We start from the raw sequence: 16861 nt of genomic DNA, 5'->3' as shown, positions 1-16861 counted from the left end.
CTTAGAGGAGAAGAAGCCGACCATAAATCGGGTGAAACGTCGCGGGGCGGCCCCGCCGCGAGGAGACCGATACGCAAGCGCCGGGCTGGTGCGGGACCAGCTGGATGCTGTGCTGTCTGAACATGAGCATGCTAGGCAAAGCTCCCACCGTCACGGCATGCATCATATTGCGCCTCGGTGCTTCTGCGAGCGATGCCTGGGTGGAAAAGCTGGCACGGCGGCAACATCAGCGCTGGAAGCCGGGCCTCCACGCAGGAAGCCTAGATGTAGCCTTGCTGCGGATGCGTGGACAAGACGAACAACGCTGGGGGCTCTTATCCGGGGCGCGTGCCTGGGGCGCAGAGTGGTACCTGCGCCAGGGCACGCGCTATTCTTTTGCCGCCGCCCGCGCCAGAAACCGCGTGATCAGCGGGCGCTGCTCTTCCTCATCGATCAGAAACGAATCATGCCCCGCGCGCGACTCAATCACGTGGTGCTCGACCGCCCTACCAGCAGCGCGGGCGGCGTGCGCGATCGCGTGCGAGTCGCTCGGCGGGTAGAGCCAGTCGCTCGTGAACGAGATCAGCAGCAGCGGCGCATCCCCCAGCCGCAGCGCGTGTTCCAGCGAGCCGTGCCGCTCGGGCAGATCCCAGTAGTCGATCGCCTTCGTTATGTAGAGATACGAGTTCGCATCGAACCGCGTGTTGAACATCGCCCCCTGGTACTCCAGGTAGCTCTCCACCGCAAACTCCGACTCGAGCGAGAAGCGCGGCCCAAAGCCATCCTGATACTCGCGCCCAAACTTCGCCTCGAACGCCTGGTCGGAGAGGTAGGTCACATGCCCCAGCATGCGCGCCACCGCCAGACCATCCACCGGCCCCTCGTGCCCATAGTAGCTGCCATTCCGCCAGCGCAGGTCGCTCATGATCGCCCGCCGCCCGATGCTGTTCCAGGCGATGGCCTGCGGCGACGAGCGCGCGGTGGTGGCGATCGCGATCACGCTGCGCACGCGGTGCGGCAGCGCCGTGGCCCACTCCAGCGCCTGGAAGCCGCCCATGGAGCCACCGGCCACCGCCAGCAGCCGCTCAACGCCCAGCAGATCCACCAGGCGCTCCTGCGCGCGCACCATGTCGCCGATGGTAATGACCGGGAAGGCCGCGCCGTAGGGCCGCCCTGTGGCCGGGTTGATGCTGGATGGCCCGGTGCTGCCCTGGCAGCCGCCCAGCACATTCGAGCAGATCACATAGTACTTGTCGGTATCGAATGGGCGCCCCGGCCCCACCATGCTGTCCCACCAGCCCGGCTTGCGGTCGGCGGCGCTGTGCCGCCCCGCCGCGTGCGCATCGCCCGAGAGCGCGTGCAGCAGCAGGATGGCGTTGTCGCGCTGCGGGCTGAGCGTGCCGTAGGTCTCGTAGGCCAGCGTCAGCGGGCTAAGCTCGGCCCCGCACTCTAGGGCCAGCGGCTCGGTCCAGGTGGCGTATTTTCGCTCGACAAGCCCGACGCCCTCGTGGCGCTGGGCGGCTGCAGTTGCGGTCATATGCATCACGTGGGAAAGCGAGCCATCGCCCATGCGCGGCTCGCTCGCCCGGCTAATCGTTTGGTTCCTTCGCCCAGCGTCGCCGCCCTACACCGCCGCCAGCGCCTGATCCAGATCGGCCAGGATGTCGCCGATGGTCTCCAGGCCGATCGACAGGCGCACGTAGTCGTCGGTCACGCCGGTCAGGCCCTGCTCCTCGGGGGTCAGCTGGCTGTGGGTGGTGGTGGCCGGGTGGATGGCTAGGCTCTTGGCGTCGCCGATGTTCGCCAGGTGCGAGAACAGCTTGAGGTTCTCGATGAACTTCTTGCCCGCCTCGCGCCCGCCCTTGATGCCGAAGCCGAGGATGCCCGACTGGCCCTTGGGGAAGTACTTCTGCGCCAGCTCGTAGCTGGGGTGCTCGGGCAGGCCGGGGTAGTTCACCCAGGCCACCTTGCTGTGCTCCTTGAGGTAGCTGGCCACCGCCAGGGCGTTCTGGCTATGGCGCTCGATGCGCAGCGGCAGCGTCTCGATGCCCTGCAGCAGCAGGAAGGCGTTGAACGGGCTGAGCGCCGCGCCGATGTCGCGCAGCAGCTGCACGCGGGCCTTCAGGATGTAGGCCAGGTTGCCAAACGCCTGGGTGTAGACCAGCCCGTGGTACGAGGGGTCGGGCGTGTCCAGGCCGGGGAAGCGGCCATTCGACCAGTCGAACTTGCCGCTGTCCACGATCAGGCCGCCGATCGAGGTGCCGTGCCCGCCCAGGTACTTGGTGGCCGAGTGCACCACGATGTCCGCGCCCCACTCGAACGGGCGGCACAGGTACGGCGTGGCCGTGGTCGAGTCGACGATCACCGGCACGCCCTTCTCGTGCGCGATCGCTGCGATCTGCTCCAGATCTACAATATCCAGCTTGGGGTTGCCCACTAGCTCCAGATAGATCGCCTTGGTCTTGTCGTCGATCGCGCTGCGGAAGCCCTCGAAGTCGCGCGCGTCGACAAAGCGCGTGTTGATGCCCAGCTTGGGCAGGGTATGGCGGAACAGGTTGTAGGTGCCGCCGTAGAGATCCGAGGACGAGATGACATTGTCGCCCGCCTCGGCGATATTCAGGATGGCGAAGGTGGATGCCGCCTGCCCCGAGCCGACGCTCAGCGCGCCCACGCCGCCCTCAAGCGCGGCGATGCGTTGCTCAAGCACGTCGTTGGTCGGGTTCATGATGCGGGTGTAGATGTTGCCGAACTCCTGCAGGCCAAACAGCCGCGCGGCGTGCTCGGTATCTTGGAACTGGTACGAGGTGGTCTGGTAGATCGGCACCGCCCGCGCGCCAGTGGTAGGGTCGGCCACCTGGCCCGCGTGCAGGGCCAGCGTCTCAAAGCCAGTGAACGTCACGTCTTCTGCCATGGAAGTCGCCTCAACTTTCCTCTTCTTCATACCGAGCGAGCTGCTCGGTAGCAACGTGCCGCGCTGGAAGGCATCAAAAAAGCCCTCATCGTGATGATGAGAGCCTACGGTACTGTTGGACACAAAACCCCTTGCTGCCGATAGCAGAAGGGGCCTACGTCTCACGTACGCCTCCCATCTTCCAGTCTTGCGCTGCCGGATTTGGCACCGTTCCCGCTACGTTCCGCACCGCACTGCTGCTGTGGTTCACATAGGGGAGGTTGCCGAGGCTTCGTAGGGCCGGTCCCTCCGCCTCTCTGGATAAGAGTTTGCGCGTATGAAATTGTTGAGTGAGATGATAATGGAACTATCCCGGCTTGTCAAGTACCCATTGTCCTACACACAAACTATCGCGCTAGAGGCAATAGAAGGCATCACAAAGGGAGAAATCAGTCATCCTCGCCCATGCCAGCCTCGTCGCTACGGTGAGGATCATGGCCAGCGGCTCACGCGCACACCTTCGCTAGATGAGCAAAGCAGGCCGCAATTTCCCCCATCCATCCCCCTTGGTGCCTTGGTGTCTTGGTGGTAAATCGGTTTTCCTTGTTCCCTTCGTGCCTTCGCGTCTTCGTGGTGAAAACGGTCTCTTTGACCCCTTGGTGTCTTGGTGGTGAATCGGCTCTTCTCCCCCAAAAGACCCAGCCCAAAACACTTGTGCTGCTGTATAATATAGGTCTGCCGCAAAACCGCATCCAATCGAGGGAAGAGCGCATGTCGTTTCGCATTGAGTCACCCTACCAGCCCTCTGGCGACCAGCCGCGCGCCATCGAGCAGCTGGCCGAGGGCGTGGGCAAGGGCTACAAGCATCAGACGCTGCTGGGCGCAACTGGCACCGGCAAGACCTTCGTGATGTCGCAGATCTTCAGCCGCCTGGAGCGCCCGGCGCTAGTGATGGCGCATAACAAGACCCTGGTGAGCCAGCTCTACGCCGAGTTCCGCGAGCTGCTGCCCGACGCTGCCGTCGAGCTGTTCATCTCCTACTACGATGTCTACACCCCCGAGGCCTATGTGCCTAGCAAGGATCTGTACATCGAGAAGGAGGCCCAGATCAACGAGGAGATCGACCGCCTGCGCCACGCCGCCACCCAGGCCCTGCTGACGCGGCGCGACGTGCTGATCGTCGCCTCGGTCTCGGCGATCTACGGCCTCGGCTCGCCGCAGGACTACGGGCAGGTGGTTATCCCCATCCGCGTGGGCGAGGTGCGCAACCGCGACAAGCTCATGCGCCAGCTGATCGACCTGCAGTTCGAGCGCAACGACATGGACTTCCACCGCGGCACCTTCCGCGTGCGCGGCGACACGCTCGACATCTTCCCGGCCAACGCCGAGGTGGCCGAGCGCGTGGAGTTCTGGGGCGACGAGATCGAGAAGATCACCGAGTTCGACCCGCTCACCGGCGAGGTGCTGATCAACCGCACCGCCGTGGACATCTACCCGGCCAAGCACTTTGTCACCACCGCCGACAAGCTCAAGCTGGCTATCACCGACATCCAGGACGAGCTGGCCGAGCGCGTGAAGGTGCTGGACGCCCAGGGCAAGGTGCTCGAGTCGGCCCGCATCCAGCAGCGCACCCTGCAGGATCTGGAGATGCTGTCCGAGATGGGCTACTGCTCGGGCATCGAGAACTACTCGCGCCATATGGACCGCCGCCAGGCCGGGCAGACGCCATGGACACTGCTCGACTACTTCCCCGACGATTTCATCCTGTTCGTCGACGAGTCGCACATCTCGCTGCCGCAGATCCGCGGCATGTACAACGGCGACCGCTCGCGCAAGGACACCCTGGTCGACTACGGCTTCCGGCTGCCCTCCGCGCTCGACAACCGCCCGCTGCGCTTCGAGGAGTTCGAGCAGCACATCCACCAGGCCATCTACGTCTCGGCCACACCGGGGCCATACGAGCTTGAGCACTCGCAGCAGATCGCCGAGCAGATCATCCGCCCCACCGGCCTGCTCGACCCCAACATCGATGTGCGCTCTTCCAAGGGCCAGATCGACAACCTGCTGGGCGAGATCAAGGCCCGCGTGGGCAAGGGCCAGCGCGCCCTCGTGACCACGCTCACCAAGCGGCTGGCCGAGGAGCTGACCGACTACCTGAAGGAGATGGGCGTGCGCACCCAGTACCTGCACGCCGACATCGAGGTGATGGAGCGCGTGGAGATCCTGCGCGACCTGCGGCTGGGCGTGTACGATGTGGTGGTGGGCATCAACCTGCTGCGCGAGGGCCTCGACCTGCCCGAGGTGTCGCTGGTGGCCATCCTGGATGCCGACAAAGAGGGCTACCTGCGCAGCGCCTCCTCGCTCATCCAGATCATTGGCCGCGCCGCCCGCCATGTGGAGGGCACCGTGATCATGTACGCCGACACTGTCACCAAGTCGATGGACGCCGCGATCAAGGAGACCTACCGCCGCCGAGCCATCCAGGAGCAGTACAACCGCGAGCACGGCATCACGCCGGTGGGTATCTCCAAGGCTGTGCGCGACCTGACCGAGCGCGTGCGCAAGGCCGCCGAGCAGCGCGAGACCTACAGCACCGGCACGCCATCCGACGAGCTGCCCATCCCCAAGGACGAGCTGGTCAAGCTGATCAAGGATCTGGAGAAGCAGATGAAGCAGGCCGCCAAAGATCTGGAGTTCGAGAAGGCCGCCGCCCTGCGCGACCAGGTGATCGAGCTGCGCCGCACGCTGGCGCTGGAAGACGCTACCGCCTAGCGGCCCGCCGCGCCAGGGGGCCGCGATGGCTCCCTGGCGCGATCTCCCCACGACATACCATCGGGTTGCCGCCATTCATCAACTTCTCATTCATAACGGCTGTTGCACAACCCCACCTCGTAGTGCATAATACAGGCAGCAGGGCCGTTTCCTGCTGCACGTTGTGCCGCCACCCACGAACGCTGGCGAGCGATCGGCCACGCGGCCGTTGTCTCCAGTATGAAGGGGGCAGAAAGACGTTATGACCAATGGTTCTGGCAAAGCTCACCCAGGGATGTTGAGCTGCGGAGGGGAGGTCCGCAGTGGCAGTTCAAGTATGGATAGGCGAAAAGCCCGAGCACCCAAATGAGCGGCGGGCGATTGTGGCGCTGGCCAACGGCCTTGAGCGCCTCGAAGGTCTGTACCTTATCCTGGCCAACTTCAGTGTCGGCGGCCGCGCCGTCGACCTAGTGATCATAAAGCAGGACGCCATCTTTATCATCGAGCTGAAGCAGTGCGATGGCAAGGTTTTTGGCGATGTGAACGGCCCCTGGTTCGCCGAAAGCAGCAATGGCGTGCGCAAGCGGCTCAACCCAGGGCGCAAAAACCCCTACAATCAGGTTATCTCGTACTACTACAGCCTGATCAACTTCCTCAATGAGAAGCGCGGCGAGTTCCTCTCGCCCAACAAGTCCTCCTCGATCGACTTCCGCACCTGCAAGCGCCTGATCGTGATCGCGCCCACCGTCCAGGAAGGCTCCCACGTCGACATCGACTGGAAGGTCGATATGAAGGGCCTGGACGAACTGCCGACCTACCTTGTCACCGAGCGCTCGTCGGAGATCGACCTGAGCCCCGAGGAGATGCAGGCCATCCCCGAGCTGCTGCACCTGACCCGCTGGGGCGAGGTGAACACCCTGATCGAGGGCGTCATCCCGCGCTGGGAGGAGGTGGGCGACGAGATGCCGACCAAGGCAGCCGAGCCAGCGCCAGCCACCGATGCCCCAGCCGCGCCCGCAGCGCGGCCCAGCCTGCCCCAGCTGGCGCGCGCCGCGCTGGGCACATGGACGGGCAAGGCGGCGGCGGGGTTCGCCGTGCTGGCCCTGGCCCTAGCCAGCGGCTATGTGTTCCGCCCGCCCCTAGCTGCGCCCCGCGCCGACCAGCCCAGCACGCTGCTGGTGGGCACATCCGGCCCGATCGGCGGCACGCTCGACCAGTTCACCGGTGCGGCGGGGCAGAACAGCTGCACCAGCTCGGTATTCGAGTGGATCGGGCGCAAGCGCGACCGCAGCAACGACAGCTGGCAGAACGTGGGCGTGGTGGGCGCGGCCCCGGCGCTCTCGCCGGATGTGGTGGTGACGCTGGAGGATGTCTCGTTCTGCGACGGCAAGATCGCGATCACATGGAGCCTGCAGAATAACATGGCCAGCGAGTCGGCCAGCCTGCCGCTCACGTCCGACAACATCACGATCAGCGACGAGGACGGCACGGTCTACACCATCAACGACGCGCTCTCCAAGCCCGCCGAGATCCGCGCCGAGCCGAACATGCAGGCCAAGGGCGTGGCGGTGATCGACCGCCCGCTGAGCGCCAACAGCGCCACCCTGCTGATCACGCTGAAGAACCAGCCGTTTGGCACCGCCCAGTGGCCCGTGGTCGTCAACCAGGGGCAGTAGGGCGCACAGCCCCAGCAGCGGCCCGCGCATGGGTGCGACACCCCACGCGGGCCGCTGTGCTATGAAGATGGCAAGCACAGCAGAAAAGGCCACCTATGCAGAAGGATGCCATCCTCGCCCAGCTAGCCGAGGCCAGCGCTGGGCTGCTCTTCCCCAGCGAGACCGACGCGCCATTCGCGCCGTTCGCGCTGCCGCCTGGGGCCGACATCCCCAGCGCCCTAGCCCAGGCCGCTGGCCACCCTGGCGAGCCGCAGACCACCCAGGCGCTCGACGCCTTCTTTCGGCCCGCCGTCACCCCGCGCGATTGGCACGGGCCAGAGGAGCGGCGCACACTGCGGCAGTTCCAGCACCTGCTGGAGACCATCCGGGCCACCCTGCCCGACGCCACCGTCTACCGCGTGGGCGAGAGCGGCACAATCGACATCTTTATCCTCGGCAAGGCCGATGATGCTGCGCTTGTGGGCTTGCAGACCCAGGTGGTGCAGACCTAACAAGGGCACACAAAAGTCCCGCTCTGGCAATGACACCAGAGCGGGGCTTTTGTATGCGCCAGAAGCTACAGCGCGTCGGTCTTGGCCTCGATCACGCTCTGGATGCTGGTCGAGACATTCGAGAGGAAATCGTAGCCCGTCATCGACTCGATCTTGTCCACGGTGGTGCGGTAGCTCTGCCATGTGTTCGAGCGAATGCCCGAGCTGTTCGGCATCAGCACCGCGATCACGCGGGTGGAGGTGGTGACGCGCGACAGATCGTTGCTGCCCTTGGTCAGCACCACTATCACCTTCCAGGTGTACGCGGGGATCTTCACCTTGCCGCTGGCGATGGTGCCCTTCGAGCCAGTGCCGCCGCTGATGATGTACAGCTCGTTGCCCGCCGTGGCCAGGCTGCGGGCATAGTTCTCTAGGCTGGCCCACGGGCCTTGGTTGTTATCGGCGTGCTGCGGGATGATATTGGTCATCACAAAGGTCGCCTGGTTATGGGCATCGGACGAGGTGCGGTCGCCCGAGGGGGCCATGTGGCCACGGTCGTAGCCGCTGCCGGTGTAGTTGCTGGTGGTCACGCGGTACCAGCCGCTGGGCAGGCTGGTATCGGGCGAGAAGCAGTCGCAGCGATCGGCGCTGCCGATGTCGGTGCTGTCTAGGTGCCAGCTCACCCAGTTGGGGATGCCCGCGTCGCGATTGTACGAGAGCGCGTACTCGCCGCGCTGGATGAGGTAGTTGGCGTAGTTCGCCGTGCTTGTCGTCGCGCCGCTAGGGTTGCCAAGCAGCATCTGGTTGGATGCGGTGGTGGAAGCCTGGGCGGGGGTGCCCGTGCCGAACAGCAGCCCGATGATCACCAACAGGAAAGCAGTCGTCCGCGCCTTCATGGGTTTCCTCAGCTCTATTTCCCACGCGTATACAGGATCGCGTAGCGAACTGCCGCAAGCATAGTGGCAATTGTTGAAATATCGTTAAAGATTCTATCAACAACTGATAGTATGCAGGTTAAGCATTGGCAACATGCTGAACCTTCTAGAACCCTGTTATTTTCTTTACACCCATTGGGGAATAACAATGTGGGAGATTATACCAGATTTTAACTTTTTGCATCTCTGAATTTCAGCCATTTCCAACGCACGCAAAAAGGCCCACACAGACGCTTGGTGTAAAGCGTCTGTGTGGGCCTTGCGGCGGGGCCGCGGCTAGGCTGGGCTGCCCTGGTAGAGCCGATCGCGGATGGTCATGATCTCCTGGCGCAGCCGCGAATCCGTGGTGATCTCGGTCGAGATCTTCTCGCAGCCATAGATCACGGTGGTGTGGTCGCGCCCGCCGAGGAATCGGCCAATGTCCATCAGGCTGGACTCGGTCTCCTCGCGCAGCAGGTACATCACCACCTGGCGCGGCACCACGATATTGCGGCTGCGACCACGGCCCTGGAGCGCCCGCACATCCACGCCGTAGAAATCGGCAACCTCTTTGAGAATGGCGTCGGATGTGATGCGCTTACGACGCGAGGTGTCGAGCAGCTCGGTGAGCGCCGAGGTGGCCGACTCGATCGAGATCGTGCTGTTGGTCATCTGCGCGTAGGCCACCACGCGGTTCAGGCAGCCCTCAAGCTCGCGGATGTTCGACTGGATGCGGTGGGCCAGAAAGTCGATCACCTCGGCGGGGATGTGGGTCGACATCGTCTCGGCCTTGGTGCGCAGGATGGCCGTGCGCGTCTCCAGGTCGGGGGTCTGCACATCCACGATCAGGCCCCACTCGAAGCGCGAGCGCAGCCGCTCCTCCAGCGTGAGGATGGCCTTGGGCGGGCGGTCGGACGAGATCACGATCTGCTTGCCAGCCGAGTGCAGGGTGTTGAACGTGTGGAAGAACTCCTCCTGCGTCGACTCCTTGCCAGCGATGAACTGGATGTCGTCGATCAGCAGCACGTCGATGTTCCGATAGCGGATGCGGAACTCCTCAGTCTGCTGGCGGCGGATGGCGTTGATCAGATCGTTGGTGAACTTCTCGGACGAGACGTACAGCACGTTGATCTCGGGGTCGCGGTCCAGCGCATAGTTGCCGATGGCATGCAGCAGGTGGGTCTTGCCCAGGCCCACGCCGCCGTAGAGGAACAGCGGGTTGTAGGCCTGCGCCGGGTGCTCGGACACCGCCATGCAGGCCGCCGAGGCCAGCCGGTTCGACGGCCCCACGATGAAGCGGTCGAAGGTATAGCGGGCGTTCAGCATCCCCGAGCGCATCGCGGTGGTCAGGTCGAGCTGCTGCACCGGCGTGCGCCGATCGTAGGAGTTGGAGGCCGTGGGCGGCTGGGCGTAGCCGCCGTCGCTGCCGTAGAGCTGGCCGCCGCCATAGCCGCCGCGCTCGGCGGGGGGCTGGGGCGGCATCGCGCCAGGGTTTACGCCGCCATTCGGGCCGCCGTACCAGCTGCCGCCCCCGGCGTGGTAGCCCGCCTGCTGCGGCGGCTGCCATGTGGGGCTGGGTTCGTCGGGCGATTCCATGGCATCGCGATCCTGCCCTTGCTCACGCGCAGGCACCCGCGCGTCAGGCCGGGCGATCTGGGTCGGGGCGATCACCACACGCAGCTGCACGGGGAAGCCGACCAGATCGCTCAGCAGCTCGCGCAGCGGCCCCATGTAGCGATTCTCCAAACCCTCTTTATAGAATGTGCTCGGCACACCGATGGTGGCCGTTCCATTTTCGATGGAGAGCAGGGAGGCTACACGCAGCCATGTGTTAAATTCTTGCCGCGATGTCTGAACCTGCATCGTGCCAAGGGCCGTGGACCAGATCTTGGCCAGATTCACTGTCAACCTCCCAAAAAAGAGACACACGTCTAGATCTGCTCAGCCCTTTGGGGCGGAGCCTGCGTTACGTCAATCGCTGACAGGAGCAGGTATACAGGGGTAGACGGTGAAGAACTATTTCTGCGTCAATGGGCTAGATCATACCGTATGGAGCTATCCTTTTCAAGCTGAAAACCCCAGCATCTCTATTACAATTCCTTATACTCCTAGGCATTCGTATACGGGTAGTGATGGGGGAAACTGGGGATTTTCGCCCGACATATGTCAATCCAGAGCCTCTTAACATGTGGATAACCTTCTTTTTCCTATACATACATCTCAATTTTACAGCATACAGATGCTATAAAATTGAGGTGTATGTCTGTCAAGAATTATCCACAGCACTGTGGATAACAGGGTAAGCATGTGGACAATCCCACATAGGCGAGATCGTGCAGATTGGCACGCACTATAAATTTTTTTGCAATGTTCTGGTCATGTTCTGGCGCGACCAAACGCCGCCCGTGCCAGACAACAAAGCCGCCCACGCACAGCGGCGCAGGCGGCTCGGCAAGGCAGATCGGGGCTAGGCCTCGCGGGTGGGCTGGGGTATGTCGAGCGGCGGCAGGTCGCCTAGGCTGCTCAGGCCAAACTGGCGCAGGAACAGCTCGGTGACGGCGTAGAGGATGGGGCGGCCCACCGTCTCTAGGCGGCCCGACTCGGCGATCAGGTCGCGGGCCAGTAGGGCGCGCACCACGCCGCTGCTGTCCACACCGCGCACCTCGTCAACCTGGGCGCGCGTGATCGGCTGGCGGTACGCGATAATCGCCAGCGTCTCCAGCGCCGCCGCCGAGAGCCGCGCGCTGGTCTGCACGCCCAGCAGGCGCTCGATGGCCTGCCCGGCCTCGGGGGCCGAGACCAGCTGGAGCCTGTCGTCCATGCGCTGGACGCGGATACCGCGCCCGGGCTGGCTGGCCAGCTCGGCCAGGGCGGCCTCGACCGCGTCGGGTGTGGCCTCGACGGCCTTGGCCAGCTGGGCCACCGTCAGCGGCTCGCCGGACACGAACAGCAGGGCCTCCACCAGCTGGGCCACGGTGGGCTTGGGCGGGGCGGGCATGTCGATCAGCTGTGGCTGGTGCTCTTCCATACGCGCTACAGCACAATCAGCTCGCGCTCGAAGGTGGTCAGGCTCTCGCCGCCGTCCTCCGTCACCACCACATCATCCTCGATCCGCACGCCGCCCAGGCCCTGAACATAGATGCCCGGCTCGATCGTGAAGGTCGCACCCACCGGCAGCGGGTCGGCGTTGCCCTCCAGGATGTAGGGCGGCTCGTGCACCTCCAGCCCCAGGCCGTGGCCAGTGCGGTGCAGGAACTGCGGGCCATAGCCGCCCGCCGTGATCACGCCGCGTGCGGCGCGGTCGACATCCTGCGGGGCCGCGCCGGGGGCCACCGCCTCGCGGCCTGCGGTGTTGGCACCCAGCACCAGATCGTAGATCCGGCGCAGCTCGGGGGCTGGCTCGCCCAGGGCCACGGTGCGGGTGATGTCGGACGCATAGCCGCCGAACAGCGCGCCGCCGTCCATGATGATCAGGTCGCCCTGCTGAAACTGGCGGTGGCTGTTGGTGTGGTGGGGGTTGGCCGCGTTGGGGCCGCTGGCGATGATCGTCTCGAACGAGGGCGCGCTGCCCTGTTGGCGCATCGCCGCCTCCCAGATCTCGGCCAGCTCGATCTCGGTCATGCCCACACGGATCTGGCCGATGGCCGTGCGCAGCGAGGTCTCGATGATCTCGACCGCCGTGCGCATGGCCGTCAGCTCCTCCGCCGACTTGGTCATGCGCAGGGAGGCGAACAGGGCGGTGGCATCCTCGATCTGCACGCCGGGCGCGGCCTGCTCGATGCCGCGCAGCTCGAACACGCGCATGCCCACGTACTCGACGCCCAGCCGCGCGCCGGGCAGGCCGAGGTCGCGGGCGCACTCGGCCAGGGCGCGGGCCGGGCCCTCGTCATCTGTCCAGGTGTAGTAGCGCATCGGGAAGGGCACGATCGCCTTGGCGCGCGGGGCCTCCAGCGCGGGCAGCACAAAGGCAGGCTCGCCCTTGGCCGGGAAGAAGGCCACCATCACGCGCATGCCGCCGTGCAGATCAAGCCCTGTCAGGTAGCGCAGGTTGCCGCCCGCCACCACCGCCACCGCATCCAGCCCAGAGCGGCCAAGCGCCGCGCCGAGCGTTTCCAATCGCGTGCTCATAGGGGATTCTTTCTGTATAGATTCAGGGGCGGCTGGGCCGCCCCTTGGGGACACCTACTCTTGCCACATGCGCTTCGGGAAGGTCACGATGGCGTGCATCCAGCCATCGACCTCGCGCAGCTCGAAGTGGCCCTCCAGGTCGTCGATCACCAGGGTGCGGATGATCTGAAGCCCAAAGCCGCTGCCGCTGCTCGACTCGGTCGGCTCGGCGTGCGAGGGGCCGTCGTCGCGCACCTCCACCGTGGTGGTGGCTAGGCTCTCGTCGGTAACGATGATCACCTGCCCGCCCTCGACCGAGAGGCCGTGCGAGAGCGCGTTGCCCATCAGCTCGTTGATCACGATCGCCAGCACCGTGGCGTCGCGCGAGCCGATGGAGACGCCCTTGCCCTGCACGTCGAAGCGGATGGGGCGCTCGGGGCTGACCAGGCTGGCCTGGGCGCTCTCGACGATCTGCCAGGCCACCGCCTCGACGGTGGTGATGCCCACGTCCTCGCGGCACAGCAGGTTGTGCACGGCGGCGATGGCCTGGATGCGGGCGATGCTGTCGCGCAGCGCCGCCGCCGACTTCTCGTCCGAGCCGATGCGCCGCAGCTGCATCATCAGCAGCGCCGAGATGGTCTGCAGGTTGTTGCGCACGCGGTGGTGCATCTCCTGAAGCATGGCCGACTTCACGGCCAGGGCGCGCTGGCTCTCATCGTAGAGGCGGGCGTTCTCGATGGCGATGGCGGCCTCGTCGGCGAAGGTGGCCAGCAGCCGAACCTGCTCGTAGTCGAAGTGGCGGGCCTCGCGGGTGTAGAGGCAGATCGCGCCGATGGTGTGGCCGCGCGTGTGCAGCGGCATGCAGAACAGCGAGTAGAAGCCCTCCTCCGCCGCCACGTGGGCCAGGTCGGGGAAGCGCGAGTCGCTATAGGCATTCAGCACCGCCAGCGGCCTGCCCTCGCGCACGGCGTGGACGATGAACTGCAGCACGCCGTCGCGCTTGTTGCCGCCGTAGGTCGCGGCCAGCTCCAGCTTGCCATCCTGGTCGCCGGTGCGGAAGATGTCGGCGCGATCGACGTGGGCCAGATCCACGGCCTTGGCCACGATCAGCTTCAGCACCTCTTCGAGGTTGAGCTGCTCGGCGATGCGCTTGGAGACCTGCTGGAGCGTGGTCAGCTCGCGCAGCTTCTGGGTCAGCTGGTCGCCAGTCTGCTGGTAGAGCTGGGCGTTCACGATGAAGAAGGCCAGCTCGCCCGCCACCGTCTCGACAAAGTTGATCTCCTCGGCGGTGAACTCGCGGGGGCCGTGGGTCTGGATGCTGATCACGCCCTGGAGCTTGTCGGAGTCGATATGGAAGCGCTCGGCGGAGAACAGCACGATGGGCACGGCCAGCATGGCGCGGTACTCGTGGTCGCCCAGGGCTGGCTCCTGCTGGAAGCGCAGCTCGCGGCGCACGTCGGCCACCGAGACCGGGCGGCCCTCCTTGGCGGCCCAGCCGGTGATGCCCTCGCCCATGGACACGCGGATGTGGCCGATGGCGGCGTTGCTGAGGCCCTTGGTGGCACGCAGGGTGAGGTCGTAGCTGTTCTTGTCGAACAGGTAGACCGAACAGATCTCTACGCCCATCACCTCGGCCACCGTCTCCACCACGGTCTGCATCGATGTGTCGAGGTCCAGGGTCGAGTTGGCCGCCGAGATCACGCGGTGCAGGCCGCGCAGCTCGGCCATGCGCCGCATCAGGTCGTTTTCCCACTGGCGGGTGTGCTGCTCGTCGCGGGCCGCGCCGTAGGCCATCAGCAGCTCGGCCAGCACGATGCCTGGCTCGATGCTGGATCGCTCGGCCAGCGCCAATCCGAGCTCGGCCAGCACCTCTGGCTCGCCACCCTGCCGATACCAGTACGCGCCGATCGTGCGCAGGCGCGCGCGCCGGTACTCGATAGGGTGCGACTGCACCACCTGATCGATCAGCTCGCCAAGCTCGGGCGAGGAGTTGCGCAGCTCCTCGATCAGCATGGTCAATATCGTTGTCTGGGCTTTAAACATAGCGCCCCATCAGCATTTCAGAACGGTCGTCGTTCGCTATAGAAGGAATTATACCATCTGCCCTGCTGAGCTTCTGCTAGGGCTGGGGCAGCCAGATCACGGCATCGGCCCACACGCTCTGCCCGCCCGCCGCCGAGCGGTTCTCCAGCACCACCTCGGCAGCGCCAGGAGCGAAGGCGTAGGTGCCCAGATCCACCCAGGCGTTGGCCTCAAGGCCCATGTCCACCGCCACCTGCGCCTCGCCCGCGCTTGAGCGGATGCGGTAGGTGACGCCCACGCCGTCATCCAGCCCGTTGAGCGCATAGGGGATGTAGGCCAGCACGCGGTAGCGCCCGGCGGCGGGGATCTCGGGGCGGTAGCTTGCGGTGGCGCTGGGCAGCGCCGTGGCGGTGGCGGTGAGCACGCGCGTGGCGGTGATGGCCTGCGTGGCCTCGGGGGCGGCGCTGGGCAGGGCCGGGCTGGTGGGCGGCGGGCCGAGCGAGCGGGCATATAGCGCCGAGCCGCCGTAGCCGATCGGCACCGACGCCCAGGCCCCGCTCTTGGCGAAGCCCGCCGAGTCGGTGTCCACCACCAGCGCGCCAGCGGGCGGAGGGCCGCACGGCGAGGGGAAATCCTTCCACAGCCACGTGCTGAGGATTCCGCCAACATTGATGGACCATGGGTCGGCCAGCTTGCCGCAGTAGCCGTAGGGGTCGGTGTTGCGGCCCAGGTACTGCACGCCGAAGTGCAGATGCGGCCCCTGCGCGCAGCCGCTCGCGCCGATCACGCCGATGGGCTGGCCAGCCTTCACCGCTTGGCCGATAGCCACATCCACCTCGCTGAGGTGCCAGTAGAGCGTGCGGTAGCCATTGCCGTGGTCGATCACTGCCGCCGTGGTGGCGCAGTTGTCGTCGGCATTGCCCGCGAACACCACGGTGCCATCGGCGGCGGCCAGCGCGGGGTCGGGCGGGCGGGCGGCGTAGTCCCAGCCGTCGTGGCCGTCGTAGGAGAGCGTCGGCTCGTTCTCGCCCCAGTAGCTGAAGGTGCCGCCGTTTGTGCTCAGGAAGGGGCCATCGTGGTCGAAAAACGAGGTCACGCGCTCCGGCCCCTGTAGCGGCCAGGCCAGGAACGGCTCGGCAGGCCCGGGCCAGCCCTCGGGGGCGGGGCGCGGGTCGCCGAACAGAGCGGTGTAGGTCGACTCGAAGGCCTGCATGCGCTCGGCCAGCTTCGCGCTGGTGGTGGCGGGAGCCAGCGCGCGGGCCAGCGCGTACTCGCCCAGCTCCCAGCCGGGGTCGGCGGGCGCGGTCTTCTTGTCGGCGAAGGTCAGCGACGGCGGGTCGGCGTAGTCGCGCCGCGCGTAGAGCAGCTGGCGCACGGCGTAGCGGATCTGAGCCTGCAGGCCGCGCAGCTTATCCTCGTTGGGCTTGGTGTCGGGGGTGCGGTAGCCCATGGCCCAGGCCAGCTGCTCGGCGCTGGGCTTGGGCCGGGTCAGCAGCTGGCCCTGGCTCTCCAGCAGCGCCAGCACCACCTTGGGGTTCACGCTGTAGTATAGGCTCTGGCCTAGCACGATCTCGGCAAATGTGTGATCGCGCCCGCCCACCGGGGCCTCAAACGAGGCCAGGGTGCCGGGCTGGCTGTCCAAAAAGGCCTGGATCTGCGGCGCGTAGAAGCCCGGCTCGTAGGTGAGCCGCTGGTCGTGAAAGTAGCGCGCGGGGCCGTGGATGGGGGCCGCCTGCACCACCGCGATGGGCGTGCCGGCCTGGTCGACCGCCTGCGGCAGATCGGCGGCCAGCGGCTGCTGGGCGCTGGGCCTAGGCCAGAGCAGCCAGCCCAACAGGGGCACGCCGACGACCACAGAGAGCAGGATGGCAAACGAGCGGCGGCGCGCCTCGACGGCCCGGCGGCGGGCGTGGTAGCGTTTTCGGGGTGAGTGGTCCAAGGTTCGTTCCATGAGAAGGTTTGGTATCGCGCCGCCAGTATAGCACAGCCGTACGCCGCGCCATGAAAAAAGCGGGCCGCCGCGCCGGTGCGCAGCAGCCCGCTCGGCAGCGC

General features: G+C 65.7%; 11 protein-coding genes and 1 riboswitch. Of the genes, 3 read left to right on the top strand and 8 right to left on the bottom strand.

Features of this window, described 5'->3' with window-relative positions:
* Positions 1–367: 367 nt before the first annotated feature.
* Together F8S13_14195 and F8S13_14190 are read right to left on the bottom strand one after the other, a co-directional pair.
* The gene (locus F8S13_14195) at positions 368–1516 is read right to left on the bottom strand and encodes a homoserine O-acetyltransferase (protein KAB8142700.1); all 1149 of its coding nucleotides are present in this window, start codon (positions 1514–1516) and stop codon (positions 368–370) included.
* Between the two features lie 87 nt (positions 1517–1603).
* On the bottom strand, positions 1604–2890 hold the full coding sequence (locus F8S13_14190) for a homocysteine synthase (protein KAB8142699.1): 1287 nt from the start codon (positions 2888–2890) through the stop codon (positions 1604–1606).
* 171 nt (positions 2891–3061) lie between these two features.
* A riboswitch (SAM riboswitch) is annotated at positions 3062–3197 on the bottom strand.
* Between the two features lie 443 nt (positions 3198–3640).
* On the opposite strand from F8S13_14190, the gene uvrB reads away from it, so the two are divergent.
* The 3 genes from uvrB (at position 3641) to F8S13_14175 (ending at position 7787) form a co-directional block, all read left to right on the top strand.
* The gene (gene uvrB, locus F8S13_14185) at positions 3641–5641 is read left to right on the top strand and encodes an excinuclease ABC subunit UvrB (GenBank protein KAB8142698.1); all 2001 of its coding nucleotides are present in this window, start codon (positions 3641–3643) and stop codon (positions 5639–5641) included.
* Between the two features lie 302 nt (positions 5642–5943).
* A complete protein-coding gene (locus F8S13_14180) occupies positions 5944–7296 on the top strand; it encodes an NERD domain-containing protein (protein ID KAB8142697.1) in 1353 nt (450 codons plus the stop codon).
* 95 nt (positions 7297–7391) lie between these two features.
* On the top strand, positions 7392–7787 hold the full coding sequence (locus F8S13_14175) for a nuclease (GenBank protein ID KAB8142696.1): 396 nt from the start codon (positions 7392–7394) through the stop codon (positions 7785–7787).
* 65 nt (positions 7788–7852) lie between these two features.
* Here F8S13_14175 and F8S13_14170 read toward each other — a convergent pair whose 3' ends face one another.
* The 6 genes from F8S13_14170 to F8S13_14145 form a co-directional block, all read right to left on the bottom strand.
* A complete protein-coding gene (locus F8S13_14170) occupies positions 7853–8662 on the bottom strand; it encodes a DNA/RNA non-specific endonuclease (protein KAB8142695.1) in 810 nt (269 codons plus the stop codon).
* A gap of 315 nt (positions 8663–8977) precedes the next feature.
* Positions 8978–10582: a chromosomal replication initiator protein DnaA gene (dnaA, locus tag F8S13_14165; GenBank protein KAB8142694.1), complete on the bottom strand. Its 1605-nt coding sequence runs from the start codon at positions 10580–10582 to the stop codon at positions 8978–8980.
* Between the two features lie 565 nt (positions 10583–11147).
* Positions 11148–11678, bottom strand: a complete 531-nt coding sequence (gene scpB / locus F8S13_14160; GenBank protein ID KAB8142769.1) for an SMC-Scp complex subunit ScpB — start codon at positions 11676–11678, stop codon at positions 11148–11150.
* Positions 11679–11713: 35 nt separating this feature from the next.
* Positions 11714–12808 carry an aminopeptidase P family protein gene (locus F8S13_14155; GenBank protein ID KAB8142693.1) on the bottom strand — a complete coding sequence of 365 codons (1095 nt, stop codon included), beginning with the start codon at positions 12806–12808 and terminating at the stop codon, positions 11714–11716.
* Positions 12809–12862: 54 nt separating this feature from the next.
* Positions 12863–14830: a GAF domain-containing protein gene (locus F8S13_14150; GenBank protein ID KAB8142692.1), complete on the bottom strand. Its 1968-nt coding sequence runs from the start codon at positions 14828–14830 to the stop codon at positions 12863–12865.
* Between the two features lie 76 nt (positions 14831–14906).
* On the bottom strand, positions 14907–16760 hold the full coding sequence (locus F8S13_14145) for a peptidoglycan DD-metalloendopeptidase family protein (GenBank protein KAB8142691.1): 1854 nt from the start codon (positions 16758–16760) through the stop codon (positions 14907–14909).
* Between the last annotated feature and the right edge of the window lie 101 nt (positions 16761–16861).

The organism is Chloroflexia bacterium SDU3-3, assembly GCA_009268125.1.
Lineage (GTDB): Bacteria > Chloroflexota > Chloroflexia > Chloroflexales > Roseiflexaceae > SDU3-3.
The sequence above is the reverse complement of the archived record's forward strand: the minus strand, read 5'-3'. Positions and strand labels throughout refer to the sequence as shown.

Excerpts from the sequence above, each read along its gene's own strand:
- F8S13_14195 (KAB8142700.1), bottom strand. The coding sequence starts at position 1,516 with ATGACCGCAACTGCAGCCGCCCAGCGCCACGAGGGCGTCGGGCTTGTC.
- F8S13_14190 (KAB8142699.1), bottom strand. The coding sequence starts at position 2,890 with ATGGCAGAAGACGTGACGTTCACTGGCTTTGAGACGCTGGCCCTGCAC.
- uvrB (KAB8142698.1), top strand. The coding sequence starts at position 3,641 with ATGTCGTTTCGCATTGAGTCACCCTACCAGCCCTCTGGCGACCAGCCG.
- F8S13_14175 (KAB8142696.1), top strand. The coding sequence starts at position 7,392 with ATGCAGAAGGATGCCATCCTCGCCCAGCTAGCCGAGGCCAGCGCTGGG.
- F8S13_14170 (KAB8142695.1), bottom strand. The coding sequence starts at position 8,662 with ATGAAGGCGCGGACGACTGCTTTCCTGTTGGTGATCATCGGGCTGCTG.
- scpB (KAB8142769.1), bottom strand. The coding sequence starts at position 11,678 with ATGCCCGCCCCGCCCAAGCCCACCGTGGCCCAGCTGGTGGAGGCCCTG.
- F8S13_14155 (KAB8142693.1), bottom strand. The coding sequence starts at position 12,808 with ATGAGCACGCGATTGGAAACGCTCGGCGCGGCGCTTGGCCGCTCTGGG.
- F8S13_14150 (KAB8142692.1), bottom strand. The coding sequence starts at position 14,830 with ATGTTTAAAGCCCAGACAACGATATTGACCATGCTGATCGAGGAGCTG.
- F8S13_14145 (KAB8142691.1), bottom strand. The coding sequence starts at position 16,760 with ATGGAACGAACCTTGGACCACTCACCCCGAAAACGCTACCACGCCCGC.